The sequence below is a fragment of the Vulcanisaeta moutnovskia 768-28 genome (assembly GCF_000190315.1).
GTDB lineage: Archaea > Thermoproteota > Thermoprotei > Thermoproteales > Thermocladiaceae > Vulcanisaeta > Vulcanisaeta moutnovskia.
In genome coordinates this window covers 1130277-1151999 of the sequence record NC_015151.1, presented here as the reverse complement: position 1 = coordinate 1151999, position 21723 = coordinate 1130277, and the positions used below count along the sequence as shown (strand labels likewise).

The following is a 21723-nucleotide window of genomic DNA, read 5'->3' as shown; positions in this document are numbered from 1 at the left end:
CTTGTCCTTATGCCGCTTAAATACTCCCTGCTTAGAATTGATTTGAGGAGTAGGTCCCTTAGGGTTGAGTATATTGACTACGACTCAATAATTAGGCGTTTTCTTGGTGGACGTGGTCTCGGCGCCTACCTGGCGCTTAAGGAGCTTCCTAAGGGCATTGATCCTCTAGGCCCTGAGAATAGGCTCTACATGCTCACGGGGCCATTGACTGGTGCTGTGCCCATTGCCTCCTCCAGGATGACTTTTGCGGCTAAATCACCATTGACTGATTCATATACTCATTCCAAGATGGCTGGTAACTTCGCCTACTGGCTTAGGAAATCTGGTTATGATGGTGTTGTACTTGAGGGTAAGTCAGATGAACCTATTTACATATCTATTATTAATGGTAATGTGGAGTTTCATGATGCGAGGCATTTATGGGGTAAGGATGCCCTGGAGACAGAGTTAATGATTAGGAGGGAGATGAAGTGCCTTGGTGAGAATGAGTGCGGTGTCATAACAATTGGCCCCGCCGGTGAGAACCTTGTTAGGTTTGCGAGTATAATGGGTTCATTCACACAGAGGGCTGCTGGTAGGGGTGGTCTGGGGGCTGTCATGGGTAGTAAGTTGATTAAGGGAATGTTTGTTAAGGGCAATAGGGATTTACTTGCAGGGGCCTTTGACAGGAAGAGGTTACTTGAGTTAGGCGTTAAAATTAGTGGTAGGATAGCTAAGGGTAGTGGTAAGGATCCACTCCATAAGTATGGTACCTCTGTCCTAGTTAATATAATAAATAGTGTTGGTGCATTACCGACCAGGAATTTCGAGACTGGCGTCATGCCAACGGCCGAGAAGTTCAGTGGTGAGGTTTTGGCTGAGAAGTTTCTGGTGAAGAGGCATGGATGCGCCCTCTGCCCAATAGCCTGTACAAAGATTGGTAAGGCATCCTGGGATGGAAAAAGCAGTAGTAATATTAAGTATGAGTATGAGTCATTATTCGCCCTAGGCTCTAATTTGGGTGTTGATGAACCAAGTGCCATATTAACAATGATCGATATGTGCAATAGGTATGGTCTTGATACCATCACTACTGGTAATACACTGGCAACAGCTACGGAGCTATCACAAAAGGGTAAGTTGCCGATTAAATTATCATGGGGTGATGCTGATACCTACATCAAATTAATAGAGGACATAGCCTATAGGAGGGATATTGGTAACGAGCTTGCTGAGGGCGCCTATCACTTATCCGTTAAGTATAATGATCCTGAGTCATTCGTTGGCACTAGGGGCCAGGGATTCCCAGCATATGATCCTAGGGCGTTGAAGGGATTCGTGATTGCCTATGCCACGGCTAATAGGGGTGGTGATCATAATGAGGCTTGGCCAGCAATGATAGAACTCGGCCCATATCCATTTGGTCCATATCCGAATAAGGTCTTTGATCCATTAGCCGAGGTTGAGGAGAAGATAGTATTTACTGTTTGGGAGCAGAATTATTACGCGGCATATGATAGCCTCGTACTCTGCAACTTTGTGGATCAGGTTGGGGATGATTCACTGAAACCCGAGGAGATTGTTGACCTGCTCAATGCATATGCGGGTTGGGATCTAACGTATGATGAGTTAATAACAATTGGTGAGAGGATATTCAATACCGAGAGATTATTCCACGTTAGGGAAGGTAAATGGGTAAGGGATGAACTACCGCCTAAAGTCCTGAAGAAAGCATTACCCGATGGACCCGCCAAGGGCCATACCGCTGAGAGATTCTTTGAGTGGGGTATAAAGAGGTATTATGAGTTGAGGGGTTGGGTTGATGGTAAGCCAACAAGGGATGTGTTGAAGAAATTAGGGCTTGAGGAGTTTAATTATTTACTTTAAAGTCTCCTATTCTCTCTATAGTAAAACACTAAGCCTTTCTCCTTCAGTTTATTAATGAATGGTTCAGGATCTATCACCCTCTCGGGCGGTAATACACCCTTACCATTAACCCTACTTAAAGCAGCAACAGCTGCAGGTAGTCCAGTCATGTATTGTGTCCCATCAAATTGACCATGTGGCCCACTCATGAATTCAACCTCAACCCTCCTATCACCATAATCAAAAATAACCTTAGCGGACTCCCACTCATCAGGGTTTTCGCCCTCTGAGTAACCGAGCAATCCCTTAGTCCTGAGTAATTCCCTTAGGTATGCCCTTGATTTTATATTCATGACCTCAGCATTATCACCAAATAACTTGGCAATAACAATCATATCCTCAAACCCAGTTCCACCCTCCATCCAATCAACATATCTAACTCCACTAAATGATTGTGGAAATGTAGCCAACTCACTATGTATTGTTAAGTACGTCTTAACCCTACCAATGGGTTCAATAAAATCAATATATTCAAACCTTGATGCTGGGTCATAATACTTATACTCACCATCCTCAAACACTGGAGCCTTCATTGTTAACTCATCCAATTGAGTATCAACACTCCAATTAATTTTGCCAGACCTTGAGATCCAGCCATCCCTAATCCTAATACTAATTGGTGTACCATGCATCCTATAGATCCATTCAGCAACCACATTGGTGATGCCAGGCTCAGCACCAATACCAATAAGAGCCAGTAATCCCTCACGTTCAAACTCATTATTAAGTTCTAACTGCTTCCTGGTCATCCAGAATAGGCCGCCAAGATCCATATAATTAACTCCGGCCTTTAGGCAGGCCTTCATGGCATTAATATTGAAGTAATACTGGGCTGCATTAATCACGTAATCAGCATTCCTAATTTTACCCGCAATATCATCAATATTATTCAAATCACCAAAGACGTAATCAACATTGAACCTGGGTTTCACAAGATCAATAACTGTGACATCAACATTATCCCTCATTAACTCACTAACAATCACACTACCAATTAACCCAGAGCCACCCAAAACAAAGACTCTCATAAAACACCATTTTAATTACAGGCCTTCTAAGCGGTTTTTATTTATTTTTATAGAAGCATGGACTCGCACCGTTTGGTGCAGGTAAGTAGAGCATTACGGGTTCCCAGTGCGGATCAATATCATGTTGTCCCTCATAACCATCAAACCTATTTATGTCGTAACACGATACATCAATTGATGGGTTAAGTCCCATTATTATCCTTGCCAATTCAAAGGCAAGTCCAGGGCCTAGTTTAGCGCCATAACCGTCAAATCCACCGATTAAGTATAGATTATTTACACCAGGAACCTTACCAATCACTGGCTCATAGTCATAGGCCATCTCAACCAGGCTATAACCTGCTATTGCCGATATCATCATTGACGGATCACGCTTCTTCATTAAACCAATCAACCAATTGGAGTATGACTTATTCGTAAGTCTCCTTACCTGCCTTAAATCACTTGTCTTAACATTACCATCACCAGCAATGAAGGCTATCGGATCGAGTAAATTACCCATTGGTCTTGTGTAATAATCATACTTATAGTCTGATATTGAGTACTTATTTAATCGCGTACTACCTATGATTGCCAGGGCCCTCGTACCGTAAGTAACAAGCGGTACTTCAATACCTGCCTCCCTAGCTATTTTAGAATTCCATCCACCAGCTGCAAGTACTACTGCATCACCTGTTAATTCCTCATTTCCCACAATAGCATAGGCATTACCATTATTGATTCTTAATGAGGCATTGCCGTAAATAATATTCAATTTCCTATGCAATGCACCAACTATCTTCCTTATGGAAACAAGATACTCATACTCACCATAAATTACATGCTCCTGCTCATCATATATCAACCCAGTAACCTCATGAGCCTCCTTAGAATCAAACACCTTTACTTTAACACCAGCATCCTCAATATCAGGTATGACGGGTTCTATTAACTTAAGTGAATCGTGGTTTGGATATATATGCAGTGCGACATAGTTCTTAAGAAGCGTTGTTTTGAGTTCCTCCTCAAGACTTCTATAAATCCTCATAGTCTCCTTAGTGACACGAACATCACTTGCTGATGGCAGCATATTAGAAAAAACTAAATCAACCAACGGTAGTTTCCCCCTATTATGTATTATCGTAACATTATATCCCTCGAGGCCAAGGAAATATCCCAAAAAAGTACCAGTTATGCCGCCACCTATTATTACTATTTTCGCATATCAATCCCCAAGTTTTTGGTAAATATAGGAGTTAATAAACATTTCTAAAAAATTTTTAAGTACCTTATGTTAAATTGCTTGATTTATTCTGGTGGTATTTCTTGGAATAGCATGTCTATGTTAATTCCCTTCCTATTGTTGTACCACCTGGCCACTAGGTACATGACTATTCCAAGGCCGTACATCACGACCAGTGACTCATAGGTCAATATGTTTGTTGGTAGTAGTACTGGGTTGCCCCAGGTTTCGTAGAGCGCCCATACTAGGAATGCGAAGGCCGCAATGCCAATCCACGTTATTAATGGCACACCAGCTATCTTGGTCTTTATTGGTACATACCTCTCATAAATATTCCTCCTAACATAGGGCATTACGGCAGCAATTATTGCGAATATGGCATAACTCGTCTCGAAAACTATGGTAATATCCACTATCGATAGCCATGTGATGAATATATACATCATAGCGCCAATAAAACCAATAACGGCCGCAGTTATTAAGGCCCAGGTTGGTGTGTGATACTTCTCGCTCACCTCACCAAGCTTGGCTGGCGCAACCCTATCAAAGGCCCAGGCAAAGAGGTACCTAACCAATGCAGTGATTAGAGGAACATTGCTATACGTGTTTGGCCACCAGAAGGCAAACCAAGCAATCAGGTAAAGCGCAACACTACCAGTTGCCACGAGTAGGAAAAATGGTGGGAATGGGCCAATCGATGATAAGGCATTGACAACCGGGTCGCTAATACCCTCATTATAGAGAAATGCATATGCAGTTGTGAACCTATTACCAAAGGCATAGATATATAGGTCGGTGAAGATCATGTAGTAAATGGCTACAATAATTACGGCCCATATTGTTGAGTAGAACATGTTCCTCCTGACCTGCTTCATTTCACCAGCCCAGGAGGCACCAAGGTTATACCACGTGAAGTAGTACCAGATTGGTGCTATGGTTAGGGCAACTGCATAAATTGGGTTAAAGAATGTAAGTCCATTCTTCTCGGCATCACTAACCACAGTACCAACTGGGTCAGAAACACCAGTTAGGTTAGCCAGGTTATGAAAGAATACGGACTTATTAACCATGGCAAAGCCTACAAAGGCAATCAATGTAGCAATAAGAGTGACTGCACCGCTCCACTTCATGAATGACCACTGTATCCTCGGGTGTATGGATAGTAACGCGGCATATACTATTAGTATTACTGCCACTATTGCAGTGCCGGTTGATGATGTTATCCATGTGCCGAGGTTTAGGAAGTACGAATTATTATAAAAGAGCCCGAGTCCAGTGAGTAAATCACCAAGCCATGTGGCACCCAATGTACTGTAGACGCCCAGCGATAATGCGAAGGCTATCCACAACGCCATATAATTCGCCAAGCCAATCAGTGGGTGACTAGCCCTACTGTTAAATACGTAGTCACCGCCGGACCTCGGCATTGTGACGCCAGCTACGTAGAATAGGAATGCCATGGCCAGGGTGGGTAACAGTGTGACTATGTAGCCCGTTGTCCATGAGAAAATGCCATTAGTCGAAGGAGCGAGGAAAAGCCAGGAGGCAATCAGCAATGGAACGCCACCAGTTACCAGGCCAAATATTGCACTAACCGAGGCCCATGGGCTTACCTCCCTAACCAAACCAGTGGCTTCCCTTAGAAATAACGTAGGTTTTTTCTCAGTCTCCTCCGGCATATACTTTTACATATTTTACTATTTAAAAGCTTTACTCTCTCACATTATTAATAATAGTTATCACAAAAATATTAAAAAATATTTAAAATTACCTGGTACCCAGGGATGCCTATGTCCTGGCCTTGGAGTTATGCTGGCTCTCCGTTGGATGCTCTTAAGTCTCCCCGTTTTGCTCAGCCCATAACGTTTGCAAGACTTCCACTCGTTAGAGATCTAAAGGGTAATGGTGTTCTTGGTGCCTTCGTTGGTGTGCCATTTGATGGTGGTGCAACATTCTATACTGGGGCTAGGCTTGGTCCTCAATTCATTAGGGCTGAGTCTAGGTTGTTGAGGCCGTACAACATGGACCTCGATGTTTACCCCTTTATCGCCCTTAGGGCTGTGGATTATGGAGATGTTGATGTTATACCCACCAGCGTTGTTAGGACTTTGGATAGGATTGAGGAGACCATAGGCAGTGTGATTGATCAGGGTGCAACACCATTCATTGCCGGTGGTGATCATAGTATAACACTCGGTGTTCTTAGGGCTGTGGGTAGGAGGTTCAAGCCGCTCGTCCTACACTTCGATAGCCACTTTGATTATTGGGATGAATATTGGGGTGAGAAGTATACCCACGGTACGTGGGTTAGGAGAGCCATTGAGGAGGGTCTAATTAGGGGTGTTATTCAGGTTGGTATTAGGGGTCCTCAGTATGACAAGTCTGATCTTGAGTACCCGAGGAATTCACCAGTGCCTATTAGGGTTATAACGATGAGTGAGGTTGATGCCAAGGGTATCAACTGGTTGATTAATGAGTTGAGGAATTCATTAAGTGGTAGTGTCTATGTTTCCTTTGACATAGACTCCGTAGACCCAGCCTACGCACCAGGTACTGGAACTAGGGAGCCAGGTGGTTTCACAAGTAGAGAGGCCCTGTTGATAATTAGGTCGTTAGCCAACATTAATTTCGAGCTTGTTGGTTTTGACGTTGTTGAGGTATCACCACCACTTGATACGGCAAACATAACGAGCCTACTGGCCGCAAACATAACATACCAAGCAATGTCAATAAAGGCAAGACAAGTGAATAAAATAGCAAAAGGTTAGAATGCCTCTTCTATCTTAAATACTTCACCATAACCGCTCTGCTTTAATAAATCAATAACATGCTTGGCAGTCTCCACAAGCTTATCAGCATCTTCCTTCGTATGCTGAACTGATACTGTCCATTGTTCATCAGGTGCTATACATTGTGGAATTACCCCCTTTGAAACCATGCTTGTTAAGTATATGTACATTGCATCTAGGTTTACGTACTTCACGAAGTCCCTCCAATTGTGAAGCTCAGCCTTGGATCTCGTTAAGTATGCACCTCCACTGAGACCTGCATATACTACGTATGCAGGTATCTTATTATCACTGAGTATATCATTTAATGCCTTACCGATCTCCTCACTCAATGCTGACGCCTTACTCATATCATCCCTAGTGAGTATCCTTGTAAGTGTTACGTAGGTCGCGTACACTGATAGTGGGTTGGAATTGAATGTGCCTCCATGAGCAACCTTATTCGGCCCCACTAACTCCATTATATCCCGCTTACCCAACACGGCCGAGAATGGGAATCCACCACCAATGGCCTTTGAAATAACCTTGATATCAGGCTTAATTCCAAAGTATTCCTCAGCACCACCATAGAACTTACCTGATGTCTTCACTTCATCAAATATTAATACTGAACCATACTCATTGGTTATCCTCCTTAGGAACTCAAGGAATCCCCTCTTGGGCGGTATGAAGCCCATATTCATGGCTATTGGTTCAAGGATGACACCAGCAATTTCATCACCATACCTCCTAAATACCTCCTCAACACTCTCCTCATCATTCCATTGAGCAACAAGCACTGTCCTGTAAATATCCTCAGGAACACCCCAACTGGCTGGTACTGACCTAGGCGTCTTAGGGTGACCCGCCCTGGCAGGTATTGGCTTAAGCCCAACCATTAATGTGTCCCTTGACCCATGGTAATGACCCTCAAACTTAAGTATGTACTTACGCCCAGTGTATGCCCTAGCTAACCTAGTGGCTAGTTCCGTTGCCTCACCACCAGTGTTTGAGAACCTAACCATATCCATACTAAACCTATCAATTAATATCCTTGACAACTTAACGCTATACTCGGTTTCAAAGCCATAAATAGTTCCGTTACCTATGAATGACGAGATCTCATCAATTAAAACAGGGTGAGCATGACCTGTGGCTAATGCGCCAAATGCCATGCAGAAGTCCACGTATTCATTACCATCAACATCCCAAATGCGCGAGCCCTTGGCTCTGCTCATAAATAATGGGTATGGATCCCAAATACGCCAATTACTATGTACACCATAGGGCGTGTACTTAGCTAGTTCATTATATAATTGTTCCGACTTCCTGGTCTTATTTACATAGTCTCCCTTAACATTATTTATTATATCTATGACTCCCATACGAAATGAATGTATAATTTACATATTTTTATTTATTTCTTTAATTTTATTTTATAATAACATGAATAACGGAAAAAATGTTATGTAAGTTATGTGAATTATAAGAAATAATATTAATTATGCCCTTTAATGAAATAAAATATGTTTGGATAATTATGCAGGCAAAAATGTGGGGTTCTTATCCGTTGCTGGCTTTATTGATTTATTCTCAAGAAGCGCCCTTATATGCCTTGGTAGGGTGAAGAGAACTCTATGAATATCGCCTTCATAGTACCTTAACTCACCGTTAATCCTATTCTTAATCCTTGAATCAATCTCCTCAGGTGTCAATGAGACTGGGTCTAGCCCCTTTGATCCTATTACGAAGCCCCATGTGCTATCGAATGATGGGACGTAGGTATGGTATGCTCTCGCTACGGGAAATACCGAGGCCACTGTCCTGTATATTGCTGCGAAGGTATATAGTGCGTAGAATGTTGATGTTGCTTGGGTTACCATTAAACCATTATCATTAAGTCTATCCTTAATCATCGTATAGAACTCAACCGTGTATAGTAGGTATGATGGACCACCCTCAAGTGGGTCTGTTAAGTCCAGTATTATTATGTCAAATTTATCCTTACTTTCCTCTATGAATTTCCTACCATCACCAATTATAAGCCTTAACTTTGGATTATCAAAGGCGCCTTGATGCATCTCCGGTAAGTAATCCCTGGAGATCTTGATGACATCATCATCGATATCAACCATGACAACCTCCTCAACACTCCTATGCTTAAGGACCTCCCTGGCAGTTGCACCCTCACCACCACCAAGAATAAGTACCCTCCTCGGGTTTGGATGAGCAATCATTGCTGGGTGAACCAGTGATTCATGGTAAATGAACTCATCGTACACAGTACTCTGGGTCTTACCATCAAGCACCAATGCCTTACCCAAGTCCTCGAACTCAACAATGGCAACCCTCTGATACTTAGTGACCCCATTGTATAAAACTCTCTTGATACCCCTAATATGGTAACTAAATGGCGTATTAAACTCGATGAACCACGTACCCTCCCTACTCATGTCTTCAAGACTCATCATGAGTGTTAATAGGTTCGACTTTTAAGCATTATTTATTATTGTCAATAACGTATCTAAATACAAAATGCTATTTATGCCACATTGCAAATAAAATTACTTTTAAGTATTATATCGTGTATTAATATAGAATCAGCAAAATTTAAATAGGTGGATGTTGGAGGATGTATTATGACGATTGAGGAGGAATTAGAGAGCTTGAGTTTTCCTGAGGCACCTAAAATAATTGTTAAGCCCCCTGGACCCAAGTCCCTGGAGTTATTGAATATCCAGCATGAACTTGAAACCAATAGTGTTACTTATCCCAAGGCCTTTAGGTTTGCTATCGATACTGCTAGGGGCGCGACGATAAGGGATGTTGATGGCAATTATTACATTGATTGGGTGGCTGGTATTGCAGTGCTTAATGTTGGCCATAATAACCCATACGTACAGCAAACCGTTAGGGAACAACTCGATCATTACTGGCATTGGATGAGTGAGATACCCAGCGAGGCTAGGATTAGATTCCTAAGGAATTTGCACTCAATACTCCCTGGAGACCTTAGGGGCAAGGCAAAGGTAATATTTGGTGTCACTGGAGCTGATGCCTGTGAGACGGCAATAGCCCTAGCCAGATGGGTCACTAAGAAGCCCGTGATAATGGCATTTGAGGGCGCATACCACGGCATTCACCAGGGAATAGTCGCAATTACTGCAAAGACGGAATTACAGTCATACGCGGGTGTACCATTAATCAATGTCGCCAGGGTTCCATACCCATACCCATACAGGTGTCCATTGCCAGCAAAGGATTCTGAGGACTGCGGCAATGCAGTGCTTAACTACATAGACCACCTACTCAGTGATCCATATACTGGCATTGGTGAGGTTGGCGCAATACTCGTTGAGCCAATACAGGGCGAGGGTGGATACATAGTGCCGCCAAGGAACTTCCTGAGGGGCCTTAGGGAGATTGCTGATAAGCATGGCATACTCCTCATAGCCGATGAGGTACAGACTGGCGTTGGTAGGACTGGTAGGTGGTGGGCTGTGGAGCACTTCGGTGTCACGCCTGATGTCATGTGTATTTCCAAGGCGATTGGCGGTGGCATACCAATGTCCGTGGTGGCCTATAGGGCTGAGTATGATGAGAAATTACCGGAGATGTTTCATCTAGGTACCTATAGGTCTAATCCACTGGCCCTGGCTGCTGGTGCCGCGGTTATTGAGTACATACAGTCTAGGAACTTACTTAACAGGACTTTACAACTTGGTGATTATGCAAGGAGGACCTTTGAGGATATTGCTGAGAGATATTCAATAATTGGCGATGTAAGGGGTATCGGCTTCATGATTGGTGTTGAGCTCGTTAAGAATAAATCAACTAAGGAACCAGGAGCGGAATTAGCAAGTGAGGTTAGGAGGAGGTTGTTCGAGAGGGGTGTCTTGATGCATACATGTGGTCACTTTGGCAATGTTATGAGGTTTATGGCACCATTAGTGCTGACCAAGAGACACCTTGATGAAGGTACTAGGATATTTGAGGATGTAATTAGGGAGTTATCCCGTGAGACCAGATGAGACTTATTAATAAACATGGCCGTAGGGCTGGACACAATAATTGATACATACATTCAGAATAGGAGTTAGAGGTTAGTGAGAGACCGCTGGAGAAAGTCGGTGTGCTTGTTATTAATGAGCTTGTTTTATCGAGGGATGAGATTATTAAGGCATTGGCACCGCAGATGAGGAATTAATACACAATGACAGTTAAGATGCGTGGGTGTAATAAGGTGAGTTTATTTTCAATTTTTATTATTCACTAAGCAGTGGTTTTATGACTTTAGGGTTGATGGTATTGGGAATCTCCTAGTACGTAGGGTTATCGTTAACCACCTATCGAAAGTATTCTCATGGAAAGAGTACTCACCACCCTCCCTACCCATGCCAGATGCCTTAATTCCTCCAAAGGGTACATGGCTCTCCTCTAGAAATGTTACATCGTTTATGTGGAACATGCCTGACTCCACATTTTCTGCAATATTCAGCGCCCTATTTATGTCCTTGGTGATAACGGCACCACTGAGCCCATAATCATTACTATTGGCAATCTCAATAGCTTGTTGATCGTCATCAACAACGATCACAGGCCTTATTGGGCCGAAGACTTCCTCCTTCATAACTCTCATGTTTAGATCAACATTAGTAAGTATTGTTGGCGTGAAGTAGTTACCCTTAACATCACTACCAAATAATACCTGAGCACCATGGTCTAAAGCATCCTTTAGGAATCCCTGCATTGTCTCGACTTGGTTATGGTTAATTAATGGTCCTTGATCCATATTCTTATCAGCCCTAGGATCGCCAATTCTGAGTATCCTCGTGTACTCCACAAACTTTTGAATGAACTTATCCGCAATACCCCTATGCACAATAATCCTCTTGGCAGCCGTACAGATCTGGCCCTGATGGAAGAAGGCTGCGAAAACTGCGAGCCTAGCAGCATAGTCTGGGTCGGCATCGTCAAGTATTATCAATGGGTCACTACCGCCAAGTTCGAGGGTCACGGTCTTCAGAGAACCACCAGCCTTAGACGCTATCTCCCTACCCGTAGCCGACTCACCAGTGAAGGTTATATGGCTAACCCTCTTACTAACAACTATCTCATCACCAACAACACCACCAGAACCAAACACAACATTCAACACACCCTTAGGAAGACCAGCCCTCTGGGCCAGTTGAGCTATCATATAGCCCGTTATTGGTGTATCACTGGCTGGTTTGTAAACCACGGTATTCCCTATGGCTAGGGCATGAGCTATCTTCTTCATTGATATTGACAATGGGTAGTTCCAGGGAGTTATAACACCAACAACGCCCTTAGGCTTCTTGAACACCATGGATATCGTGGCCTCACTATCAGAATTAAGCACCTTACCCTCATAATGCCTAGCCATCTCAGCGGCATTCTGGATAAGCCTCTCAGTGAAGACAACCTCACCCCAGGCCTTCTTGTAGATACCGCCACCCTCCTCAATCAAGACCTTAATGAACTCATCCTCCATCTTCCTAAACTCCTCAAGCATCTTGTAAAGATACTCACTCCGCCTTATCGGCGTCAACCTAGACCAATTCTTTAACGCGTCATAGGCAGCATCTATGGCTGCCCTGGCGTCCTCCCTACTACCCACCGCAACCTCAGTCAGTGGAGAATCATCAATGGGACTCCTCTTGATTCTATACTCGCCGCTTGAGGGCTTAACGAACTCGCCATTTATGAAGTGATCCAGCCTAGGCAGAGACATGATTAAAGCAGGCACAAATCTATTAATAAAAATAACCTAGCGTCGTTTTATGATAGATTCAATAATATAAATAGTTTATTTATAAATACAATATTTAATCACATAATATAAAAATTTAGTTTCTAATATTCAGGAAGTATGGACCCTGAAATTAAAACCTACCTAATTCTACTTATAATATCGTTAATTTTAATAATAGGCGGAGGTGCCTTTGCGTCCTATGTTAATTCTGACTTTGGTTTTGTCCATGTGTATCAAATAGCGATATATGGTGATCATGGCGCTGTGATAAGCGCCATGCTTTATTTACCTAGCACTGCGTCAACGAAGCACCCTGCCCCTGCGATATTAGCTGTTAATGGGTGGAACAATCAAAAAGAGTTTATGCAAAATGTCGCCATAGAGCTAGCGAGGAGAGGATATGTAGTATTAATAATGGATCCCTATGGGCATGGGCTCTCTGGTGGTAGTATAGGGCTTGCAATTGCCTATGGGCCTTACGGTACGGTGAGCGCCCTAAAATATTTGACCTCCCTGCCCATGGTTAATGCCAGCGATATAGGTCTTGTTGGGCACTCCATGGGTGGCCTGGCAATAACTGAGGCCGCGTTGGCTTTACCAAATGATTATAGGTCAATGTTTTTCATGGAATCAACGCCGTTTTGGTACGGCTTCTATAGTTCAGCATTGGTTAGCCATCTCAAAAATGTAGCTATAGCCTTTGGTCTTTACGAGGAGTTAGGTCCATTGATGATGCATGAGCCGACAGGTTTTGACGCGCCAGAGTCACCATTATTAATGCAGTTCTTCAATACATCACAGCCAGTGGTGCCGAATGAGGTGTATGGTTCAATAAATGATGGGACTGCCAGAATATTATATCAACCTCCAATAACTCATGCACAGGCAACTGATGACCCGACTGAGATCGCTGAGGTAATACAATGGTTCTATCAAACCCTTGGCGCGCCCATTTACATATCGCCAACTAATCAGATATGGCAATGGAAAGTCGTTAGTACTGGATTGGCGTTATTTGGTGCTTTTATTTTCCTATTCGCTACTGGGGCCTTATTACTTAGAACAAGTGTATTTAGATCCTTAGTGAGACCAATACCTGATTACAAGGGATTTACAGGTATTGGTTGGTGGATCAATGCAGTAATAGCGACAGCCCTAGGCCCTGCACTGTACATATGGACAAACATGTTTGTCTGGTCTCACCTAACATCATTCGTAAGTGTTGTATTTCCCCAGGTACAGAGCGATGTTTATATGTTCTGGGCATTGGTAGTTGGTGGTATAACAATAGTTCTTCTCATAATGGATCACCTCGTTTTCTTAAGGAAGAAAGGCGCATCTGCGATTAATTATGGGCTTTCATGGGGTGATAGAAAGACTACTATAATCAATATAATTAAGGCCTTTGTATTCGCGGTTATAGTATTGTCGACCTTGTATGTAATACTGGACTTTGTTTTCTATACATTTAATGTGGACTTTAGGCTATGGATTTGGGCCTTGGAATCAATGACCTTTAGAAGATTCATATACTTCTGGGCGTATTTACTGCCATTTGCTATTCTCCTTGTACCACTGACAGTATTATTTAGTGGGTTTATGAGACCAAAGGCTGGAAAGATAAGTACTGGAGCTGAAATGGCTATTAACTCGGTAGTGTTAACTCTAGGCATAATTATCTGGCTGATCATTGTTTATGGAGAAATATTTACTGACCACGCACCTAATCTAAGTGTGCTTCCAATATACATGATACCCTTCGTAATACTATGGCCATTAGTTGCCTCGCTAATAACATTTTACTTTAGGAAGACGGGAAATGCTTATGTCGGCATGTTCCTAGTGACAATGTTCATAGTATGGTACGTAGTCGCCTTTGACTCCTTTTAATACCAGCATTAATATTTAAAATAAAACGATAATCATCTTTAATTAAGTCACTATTATGATTATAAATTTAGAAATGGTCTTTAGTACAAAATTTATATGGATCTCATTTAGTGAACCTAAATTTATTTACTGTAGATTGCCACTGAAAACTAAGGAAAAGTAAATGGATAGCATTAAAATCCATGTTTGTAATAAGTTATTTTCGTCATTTCAAAAATCGAATAACCCATTCAGCTTTTGGTGCGGGGGGTGGGATTCGAACCCACGCAGGCCTTCGCCAGCGGATATCTTATTTTTGATCTTAAGTCCGCCCCCTTTGACCAGGCTCGGGCACCCCCGCAGGTTTAATTTAATAATCACGGTCTTTTTAACTTTTTTGCCCTGGTCGTTGTTACCTGCCTTTCGTGGTTATATTCACTTATTTATTTTCATATATTCTTGTTCAAATATAGTTTGTCAAGGTGTTAGGCAAAAAATGCATTTTTATAAAGGTATAAATTTTCGAGGTTTCATAATCGTTTGATTATGAGTAAGGTTGTGGATGTTAGTAGGGCATTGGATATTATTAAGGATAGTGATGTTATTGCGGTTTCTGGTTTTAATATGGCGACAACACCTGAATATCTACTTCTTAAGCTTTATGAGAGGTATAGGGAGACTGGTCATCCACGTGATTTATTCATAGTTACTGACTCATTACCTGCAGCTAGAGGGCGTGGCCTTGATCTAATTGCTGAGTATATGTTTAAGGATAACGATTTCAGCTTTATTAAGGGATTCATGATGACGTTTCTTGGCGTTGCTCCCTGGCTTCAGAGGCTAGCCATTGAGAATAGGGTTGAGGCTTACTCATTTCCAATAGGTGTTGCGACTAGGTGGTTTAGGAGCATTGCGTCTAGCACGCCGGCAATTACTAAGGTTGGCCTTGGGACATTCCTAGACCCTAGGCAGGATGGTATTTACTTAAATGACTTGGCGAGGGAGAGGAGGACATGTAGAGTTGAGCTAGTTAGTATTAATGGCGATGAGTACCTTCTCTATGATTGCCCAAAGCCAAGGATTGGCTTAATCAGGGGTAGTACTGCTGATGAATTTGGTAATTTAACAATGAGTGAGGAGGCAATTTACGGATCTGTTCTGGCGATTACCCAGGCCGTTAAGGCTCAGCCCAATCCCGGCGTTGTTATTGCCCAGGTGCTTTATGCAAGCAGGTTTGTTAATACCAGGGACGTTCATGTTCCGGGCCCATTAATTGACTATGTAGTAACCTCACCACCCGAGTACCACACACAATCGGCCAGTATTAAGTACGACCCAAGCGTCTGTGGTCGCGTCGTAATAAGCAATGCATGCTTACCCAATGATGATAAGGCTAATTTTGAAATAACCATTGCTAGAAGAGTTGTTCTCGAGTTTGTAAAGCTCGTTGAGAGATTAGGTAGGCCAATAGCAATAAACCTCGGTATTGGAATACCTGCCCTAGCCGCCAGGATAATAAAGAGTGAGGGTGTTGATGATTATATAGTCACTACGGTCGAGTCAGGTCCCTGGGGTGGGATTGCACTTAGTGATGATGATTTCGGCGTAGCAATATCGCCTAAGGCAATACTGCCAATGCCAGACCAATTCATTATGTACGAGGGAGGCATTATAGACGCGGCATCACTTGGCTTCATGCAAGTTGGGCCTAGTGGTAATGTAAACCCAAGTTTCTTACCCGAGAAAGTTACAGGACCTGGTGGATTCCCTGTAATCGCCTATGGTTCACCTAGGCTTTACTTCGCTGGTGCCTTCACTGCAGGTAAGAGAGAAATTGACATTATCGATGGTAGGCTTGCCATAATTAAGGATGGAACAATAATAAAGTTCGTTAAAAAACCCTATAAGGTCGGCTTCAATGCTGAACTTGGCCTTAAGATGGGTAAGGAGGTAATGTACATAACCGAGAGAGCAGTTTTTAGATTAACAAGTGAGGGATTAGTGCTTGAGGAGTATGCACCAGGTGTTGATATTGAGAGGGATATCCTAGCTAAGATGGAGTTCAAGCCAGTAATTTCAAGGCATCTACAGCCAATGGACGATATCGTGTTTAGGGATGAGCCCATGGGCCTACTGGAGATCGTTGAAAAGGCGATTAAGCGTTGATTATGGCGTAACCCATTATTCTTGGCTTTTTAGGTTTAGCATTCACGTTTATTATTAATGCCCTGCCACTAACCATGGGTAACTCACTGGTTAATACAATGCTATTACCCTCAACCTTACCCATAACCTTAATACCATTAAAAATCACGTGGACCTCCCTAGCATCATCGCTCCACTTAAACCTGTTGAAGTCATTAATGGAGTTTATGAATTTCGTACCCGGCCTAATGAGCGCCTGTACTCCATCAATATCCTCAAGCTTAGTATTCCTCAATGCCAAACCGACACGTGTACCTGGCATTACGGAGTCCTGGTCTTCATCAAGCACCTGGATGCTCTTGATCTCAGTCTCCACGTTCATTGGGTATGCAATGAACTTATCATGTACTGATACCTGGGTCAATGCGTAGCCAAGCACTACAACACCGACACCCTTAACATTAAATGCCCTATCGACATATACAAGGCCCCTATCACTAACATCCATGTCAAACTCCCTAAACTCAGATATTAACTTCGAAATACTCAGCTCACTGAAATACTTCATGAAGGTGTTAGTATCATTCGTAAGAATAATACCTGGCAAGCCTGACGCTTCAAGCAATAATGCTCTCTCACCATCAAGCCAAGTTATTGCATCGCTCACTTTGAAGTAAAAGGAGCTTGATATAGAGACTGCAATTGCTTCATCAAGTATACTATCTGGACTCGGGATTAGGATACTACGTACGAGATCATTAATTTTCCTATAGTAAACCCTCTCCTCACCCCTATCCCTCTTACCAAGCATTGAGGCTATCTCAAAAGCCTCCTGGTCATTCGTTGATAATATACTCACTATGCTTCCTCGAAGCACGAAAATAATGACCGAGAATTATTGCTTTTAAACCTATCGTATTAATTAAGTAAAATGATCATGGAGGTAGAATACTAATGATGTCGCCAGCTATCCCAGCAAGCCCAAGCTCCTCAACAGTCTTTCTCCTCGGGTAGCCAGTGCTTGGATCCCAACCGAGTGTCTCCCAGTACTGCTCTCTCATCCTCTCCACATCCTCCTCAGTCAACTTAACACCAGCCAGCGGTCCCTCCGGGAATGGTTCGAGAACCCTCTTGGGTAACTTAAAGTCCTTCTTTGGATTTACTCCTTCCCTAACATTGAATAATTGCCTAAGTGTGTGTATTCTATGGCCGACCTTAAGAAGCTCCTGCGGTGTGTACCTCATGCCGGTTACGGCATATATCAGGTCTATGTATGGCAGGGTCCTATAGATTACTTGAGATGCGAATTGACAGAAGCCTAATGAGTTCTCGACCTGTGTGGACATGGCTATTATGGCTGCCTTACGACCCTTATCACTATAGTCATACTTAGGTGATGCGCCTAGGTCCATGCCAATGTCGAATGGCGCCCAAAGCCTCTTGCCGCCCTCACCCCACCAATGAACACCACCAGCCGTGTGCCTAGCTGGCGTTGGATCTGCGGTGTATGTGATGGCCAGTCCAGGTAAGAACTGTGGGTGATGTGATGGTAATTCCTGACCTCCAACATGCATTGCATACTGCTCGGCGCCCTTACCAATTATCTCAGCAGCCCTCTTAACACCTTGGCCAAGTATCTTACCGATTCCCTCAGCCTTGGCTATTAATTCCACGAGCTTAACCACTGAGTCAGGATCACCCCACCTTAGTGGAAAGCCAACATCCTTCTCGGTGAGTATTCCCTTCTCGTATAGTTCGAAGGTGAAACCCACAACATTTGCCGTCGATATTGTGTCTAATCCATACATGTTGCAGAGTTCACCGACATAAACCACTGAGTCCTGGTCAGCATTTAATAGGGCTGGTCCAAAGAGCGAGGCTGTCTCGTACTCAAGTCTGTGTCCCTCAACCAAGCCATACCTAGTGCTTCTCCTTATCCATGCACCACAGGATACTGGGCAGCTTGCGCAGCCATAGGGTTTAACATTATCCTGAATCACCGTGTTCGTCCCAAACCTCTCAAGGTTCTTTGTCCCGTAATCCCTAACACCAATACCAGCCCAATTCTTAATTGGTGTATCGCCGGACAACACACTCGTGTCCAATGTGGATATTGTTCCATACTTATGCCAAATCTCGTAGGCCTTGGCCCTAGTCGTCCTCAACACATCAAGCAACTCCTTGATCTTCTGCCTAAGTAAATCTCTATCATGTATCACGGGTTTCTTATCACCAACAGCAACTATAGCCTTCAACTTCTTACTACCCATTACAGCAGCGAGTCCAGACCTGCCATAGGCCCTACCATACTCATTAATAATAGCCGCAATTAACTGAAGTCTCTCACCAGGTGGTCCAATACTAACCACTTGAGCACCCCTGTATCTACGCCTTAATTCATCCTCGGTCTCCCTGGTCGTCTTACCCCAAAGGTCTGTTGCATTCTCAATGTGTATATTGCCATTCTCAATTAATATGTAGACGGGTTTCTCAGAGGTGCCAGTAACGAATACAGCGTCTAAACCCGCCTCCAATAACTTAGGGCCGAACCTACCACCGGCGTTAGAATCACCCCAACCACCCGTTAATGGTGACTTACCAACTGCCATAGACCTACCGGTCATTGGAATACCACTCGCATTTAGTAGGCCAGATATTATGCCCAGTATGTTGTCAGGACCTAGTGGGTCTACCCTAGGCTTCATGTGGGTGTATAGGAACCAGGTACCAAGCCCATAACCACCAAGGAAATCCCTATACACATCATCAGGTACCTGAATCTTCCTAACCTCTCCTGTTGAGAGATTAACAAAGCCTATAATCCCATTAACACCCTTTATGACCACAACAAGAAATAATCACATCTCCTTTAAAGTTAAACCCAGTAGATTAGGTAATAAAAACGCATGGTTATGGTTTATGGGTATTGGGTATGACTAAGACTGATTAACCGCGCTCTTAGTAATCTCGCTCCTGTGGATTTGCTTGAATAGGTATGATGATACCCAAAGCATTGCACCAGCCACCATGTAACTCCCACCAATCCCGATGAAATCTGCTAAATACCCAGACGCTAATGACCCTATTAGATACGCCGAACCAGTAATGAAGCTATAGGCACCAAGACCCTTACCCTCCTCGCCATTATCGAGTTTCTCGAAGATCATAACACTTGATGCGGTGTAGAATGTTGGGTAGGCGATACCTGCGGCTAGTGGGTATAGTGTTAATCCTGTAATGATCATGGTCTCCGGAGTTGATGCAGTTAATCCAATTAGGAAGTATGATAATCCCCTTAGTATTGATGAGTGCGATGATGCTCTTGCATTACCACCGAGTAGGTGTATCATGCGTGGGGTAATCATATAACCGATAATCTGAACTCCCATGCCTACGGAAATTATGGTCATTACCCAAGGTCTCGATAAACCACCAACCCTTAGTCCGTATGGGTAAAGCGTGTTGAATATTCCTGATGATAAATAGAAAATAACAAGCGCCAAGTAAAGAGTAATTAACTCGCCCAGATTAACATTACGAATACGCTCCCTAAATACTCGCCTACTTACTATCTGTCTTTCACCATTGCTGACCCGCGGTACAGAAATTAATGACCAAGCAAAAGAGATAACAGGTAATAAGCCCATGATGAGCAATATGGACTTAATGCCCATAAAGCTTGATAATACGGCAGCCGAAACATCACCAACTAGGTAACCCAGCGAACTAATGAAGTTAAGTAAGGAATATGACTCATTCAATTTATACTTGCTCGAGGACTTAATAAGGATGAAACTTGTGGAAACACCAACGGCGGAGGAGAATAGTGATGATGCGGCGTAGTAAAGGGCTATTTGTGGAATATTAGGCGCATAGGTAAGAGCTAGGATGAATAGGGCTGTGCCGAGAAAACCCAGGACAAGCACCTCCTTATTACCATACCTGTCAAGCAGGAAACCCCACAGTAATGGCGCAATGATACCGGCAGCAGAGCCCGCAGCCATGGCGTAACCAACATCCACGGGGCTACCTCTAAACGATGCTATCTCGAGAGTAATCAGGGTACCCAGAGGACCAATGGCGACACTATACGGCAATAGGGTCAATACCCACCTAGTACTTCGCTTATCGATAAGGTCCATACCATGGCAAACATAATTTAAGGCCCATTTAAAACATACTACATGAGAATAATTAAAAAGAAACAGAAAGTTTACCTAATGCATCTCTTAAACGTGATTTACGACACCTTACTAAGACTTAAACAATTTGTGTTCCTTGAGTTAATGTGTCGTGCACTGGGCATCTTTCCTCGGCCTCCTTAATTATATCGTTTATTGCATCCCTTGGTGCTGTTGTTGATATACTCAGTTCAATACTTACATGAGTCAAGCCAGCCCTCCCAGTCTTTGTGAGACCCTCAAACCTGGCTGGGTTTAGTGAACCGGTCACTGTTAATTGCATTGAGTCTATCTTAACACCTATCTCCCTGGCTATCTTCCTAATGGTTACATTCATGCACCCAGCTAGGGCAAGTAGTAAGTATTCTATTGGGTTTGGCGCTGTGTTTGTACCTCCCGCATCCTCTGTCTCATCAACCATTACCCTGAAGTTCCTTATGGTAGCCTCAATCCTAGTATCTGACAGTGAAACCGCGCTTAGGGTATAGGAAACCTCAGGCGGAGACGGTAGTCCAGGCAGTACTCCCTGGGGCTTCTCAATCAACTCCTTGAGCCTACCCAGGAATTGAGCGCCCACGTAGCCATCAATCACCCTGTGATCAAGGGTTAGGCTTAGCGGTAGGAGTTTTCTCCCATTGGTATCCCTAATCTTCCCAACACCGAGTATCGCGACCTCCGGCGGGTTTATTATTGGTGTGAAGTAAATGACCTCTGTCATTCCCAGGTTACTTATTGTGAATGTGGACCCAGTCAACTCCTCAGGCGTTGCTTTCCCCTGCCTAACATCAAAAAATCGCAATAAAATAATTAAACAACTCACTAGGTAAAT

At 43.3% G+C, this 21723-nt stretch carries 15 protein-coding genes and 1 tRNA gene; 5 read left to right on the top strand and 11 right to left on the bottom strand.

Annotated elements, in window-relative coordinates; all coding sequences use genetic code 11:
* Positions 1 to 9: 9 nt before the first annotated feature.
* Positions 10 to 1866: an aldehyde ferredoxin oxidoreductase family protein gene (locus tag VMUT_RS06090; RefSeq protein ID WP_013604542.1), complete on the top strand. Its 1857-nt coding sequence runs from the start codon at positions 10 to 12 to the stop codon at positions 1864 to 1866.
* Here VMUT_RS06090 and VMUT_RS06085 read toward each other — a convergent pair.
* The 3 genes from VMUT_RS06085 to VMUT_RS06075 all read right to left on the bottom strand — a co-directional run bounded on the left by VMUT_RS06085 (position 1863) and on the right by VMUT_RS06075 (position 5834).
* On the bottom strand, positions 1863 to 2933 hold the full coding sequence (locus VMUT_RS06085; RefSeq protein WP_013604541.1) for a saccharopine dehydrogenase family protein: 1071 nt from the start codon (positions 2931 to 2933) through the stop codon (positions 1863 to 1865). The two genes, VMUT_RS06090 and VMUT_RS06085, sit on opposite strands and share 4 nt — an antisense overlap.
* A 37-nt stretch (positions 2934 to 2970) precedes the next feature.
* Complete coding sequence (locus VMUT_RS06080; RefSeq protein ID WP_258167486.1) at positions 2971 to 4119, bottom strand: NAD(P)/FAD-dependent oxidoreductase; 1149 nt, start codon at positions 4117 to 4119, stop codon at positions 2971 to 2973.
* Between the two features lie 101 nt (positions 4120 to 4220).
* Positions 4221 to 5834: an APC family permease gene (locus VMUT_RS06075; RefSeq protein ID WP_013604539.1), complete on the bottom strand. Its 1614-nt coding sequence runs from the start codon at positions 5832 to 5834 to the stop codon at positions 4221 to 4223.
* Between the two features lie 111 nt (positions 5835 to 5945).
* Here VMUT_RS06075 and speB point away from each other — a divergent pair, with 111 nt between their 5' ends.
* Positions 5946 to 6923, top strand: a complete 978-nt coding sequence (gene speB / locus VMUT_RS06070; RefSeq protein WP_048056911.1) for an agmatinase — start codon at positions 5946 to 5948, stop codon at positions 6921 to 6923.
* On the opposite strand, the gene VMUT_RS06065 is transcribed toward speB, so the two are convergent.
* Positions 6920 to 8308 (bottom strand): aspartate aminotransferase family protein, encoded by a 1389-nt coding sequence (locus VMUT_RS06065; protein WP_013604537.1) that lies wholly within the window; start codon positions 8306 to 8308, stop codon positions 6920 to 6922. The genes speB and VMUT_RS06065 overlap by 4 nt on opposite strands.
* A 153-nt stretch (positions 8309 to 8461) precedes the next feature.
* Positions 8462 to 9394: a polyamine aminopropyltransferase gene (gene speE, locus VMUT_RS06060; protein WP_013604536.1), complete on the bottom strand. Its 933-nt coding sequence runs from the start codon at positions 9392 to 9394 to the stop codon at positions 8462 to 8464.
* A 168-nt stretch (positions 9395 to 9562) separates the two neighbouring features.
* Between speE and VMUT_RS06055 the strand changes: the two genes are divergently transcribed.
* The gene (locus VMUT_RS06055) at positions 9563 to 10954 is read left to right on the top strand and encodes an aspartate aminotransferase family protein (protein ID WP_013604535.1); all 1392 of its coding nucleotides are present in this window, start codon (positions 9563 to 9565) and stop codon (positions 10952 to 10954) included.
* Between the two features lie 254 nt (positions 10955 to 11208).
* Here the strand turns inward: VMUT_RS06055 and VMUT_RS06050 are convergent, their stop codons facing one another.
* Positions 11209 to 12678, bottom strand: a complete 1470-nt coding sequence (locus VMUT_RS06050) for an aldehyde dehydrogenase family protein (protein ID WP_013604534.1) — start codon at positions 12676 to 12678, stop codon at positions 11209 to 11211.
* A 138-nt stretch (positions 12679 to 12816) separates the two neighbouring features.
* Between VMUT_RS06050 and VMUT_RS06045 the strand changes: the two genes are divergently transcribed.
* Positions 12817 to 14589, top strand: a complete 1773-nt coding sequence (locus VMUT_RS06045; RefSeq protein ID WP_013604533.1) for an alpha/beta hydrolase — start codon at positions 12817 to 12819, stop codon at positions 14587 to 14589.
* Positions 14590 to 14827: 238 nt separating this feature from the next.
* Here the strand turns inward: VMUT_RS06045 and VMUT_RS06040 are convergent.
* A tRNA-Leu gene (locus tag VMUT_RS06040) sits at positions 14828 to 14929 on the bottom strand.
* Between the two features lie 185 nt (positions 14930 to 15114).
* Between VMUT_RS06040 and VMUT_RS06035 the strand changes: the two genes are divergently transcribed.
* Entirely contained in the window at positions 15115 to 16734 is a 1620-nt protein-coding gene (locus VMUT_RS06035) for an acyl CoA:acetate/3-ketoacid CoA transferase (protein ID WP_013604532.1), read from the top strand.
* Here VMUT_RS06035 and VMUT_RS06030 read toward each other — a convergent pair.
* The 4 genes from VMUT_RS06030 to VMUT_RS12485 all read right to left on the bottom strand — a co-directional run bounded on the left by VMUT_RS06030 (position 16724) and on the right by VMUT_RS12485 (position 21693).
* Entirely contained in the window at positions 16724 to 17590 is an 867-nt protein-coding gene (locus VMUT_RS06030) for a translation elongation factor (RefSeq protein ID WP_048056910.1), read from the bottom strand. The genes VMUT_RS06035 and VMUT_RS06030 overlap by 11 nt on opposite strands.
* 58 nt (positions 17591 to 17648) lie before the next feature.
* Positions 17649 to 19559, bottom strand: a complete 1911-nt coding sequence (locus VMUT_RS06025) for an aldehyde ferredoxin oxidoreductase family protein (RefSeq protein WP_013604530.1) — start codon at positions 19557 to 19559, stop codon at positions 17649 to 17651.
* Positions 19560 to 19649: 90 nt separating this feature from the next.
* Positions 19650 to 20855 carry an MFS transporter gene (locus VMUT_RS06020; protein ID WP_013604529.1) on the bottom strand — a complete coding sequence of 402 codons (1206 nt, stop codon included), beginning with the start codon at positions 20853 to 20855 and terminating at the stop codon, positions 19650 to 19652.
* A 118-nt stretch (positions 20856 to 20973) separates the two neighbouring features.
* Positions 20974 to 21693, bottom strand: a complete 720-nt coding sequence (locus VMUT_RS12485; protein WP_148224689.1) for an OsmC family protein — start codon at positions 21691 to 21693, stop codon at positions 20974 to 20976.
* Positions 21694 to 21723 lie beyond the last annotated feature (30 nt).

Bases quoted from the DNA above. Each gene is read 5' to 3' on its own strand.
- VMUT_RS06090 (WP_013604542.1), top strand. From the start codon at position 10: ATGCCGCTTAAATACTCCCTGCTTAGAATTGATTTGAGGAGTAGGTCC.
- VMUT_RS06085 (WP_013604541.1), bottom strand. From the start codon at position 2,933: ATGAGAGTCTTTGTTTTGGGTGGCTCTGGGTTAATTGGTAGTGTGATT.
- VMUT_RS06075 (WP_013604539.1), bottom strand. From the start codon at position 5,834: ATGCCGGAGGAGACTGAGAAAAAACCTACGTTATTTCTAAGGGAAGCC.
- speB (WP_048056911.1), top strand. From the start codon at position 5,946: ATGTCCTGGCCTTGGAGTTATGCTGGCTCTCCGTTGGATGCTCTTAAG.
- VMUT_RS06065 (WP_013604537.1), bottom strand. From the start codon at position 8,308: ATGGGAGTCATAGATATAATAAATAATGTTAAGGGAGACTATGTAAAT.
- speE (WP_013604536.1), bottom strand. From the start codon at position 9,394: ATGATGAGTCTTGAAGACATGAGTAGGGAGGGTACGTGGTTCATCGAG.
- VMUT_RS06055 (WP_013604535.1), top strand. From the start codon at position 9,563: ATGACGATTGAGGAGGAATTAGAGAGCTTGAGTTTTCCTGAGGCACCT.
- VMUT_RS06050 (WP_013604534.1), bottom strand. From the start codon at position 12,678: ATGTCTCTGCCTAGGCTGGATCACTTCATAAATGGCGAGTTCGTTAAG.
- VMUT_RS06045 (WP_013604533.1), top strand. From the start codon at position 12,817: ATGGACCCTGAAATTAAAACCTACCTAATTCTACTTATAATATCGTTA.
- VMUT_RS06035 (WP_013604532.1), top strand. From the start codon at position 15,115: ATGAGTAAGGTTGTGGATGTTAGTAGGGCATTGGATATTATTAAGGAT.
- VMUT_RS06020 (WP_013604529.1), bottom strand. From the start codon at position 20,855: ATGGACCTTATCGATAAGCGAAGTACTAGGTGGGTATTGACCCTATTG.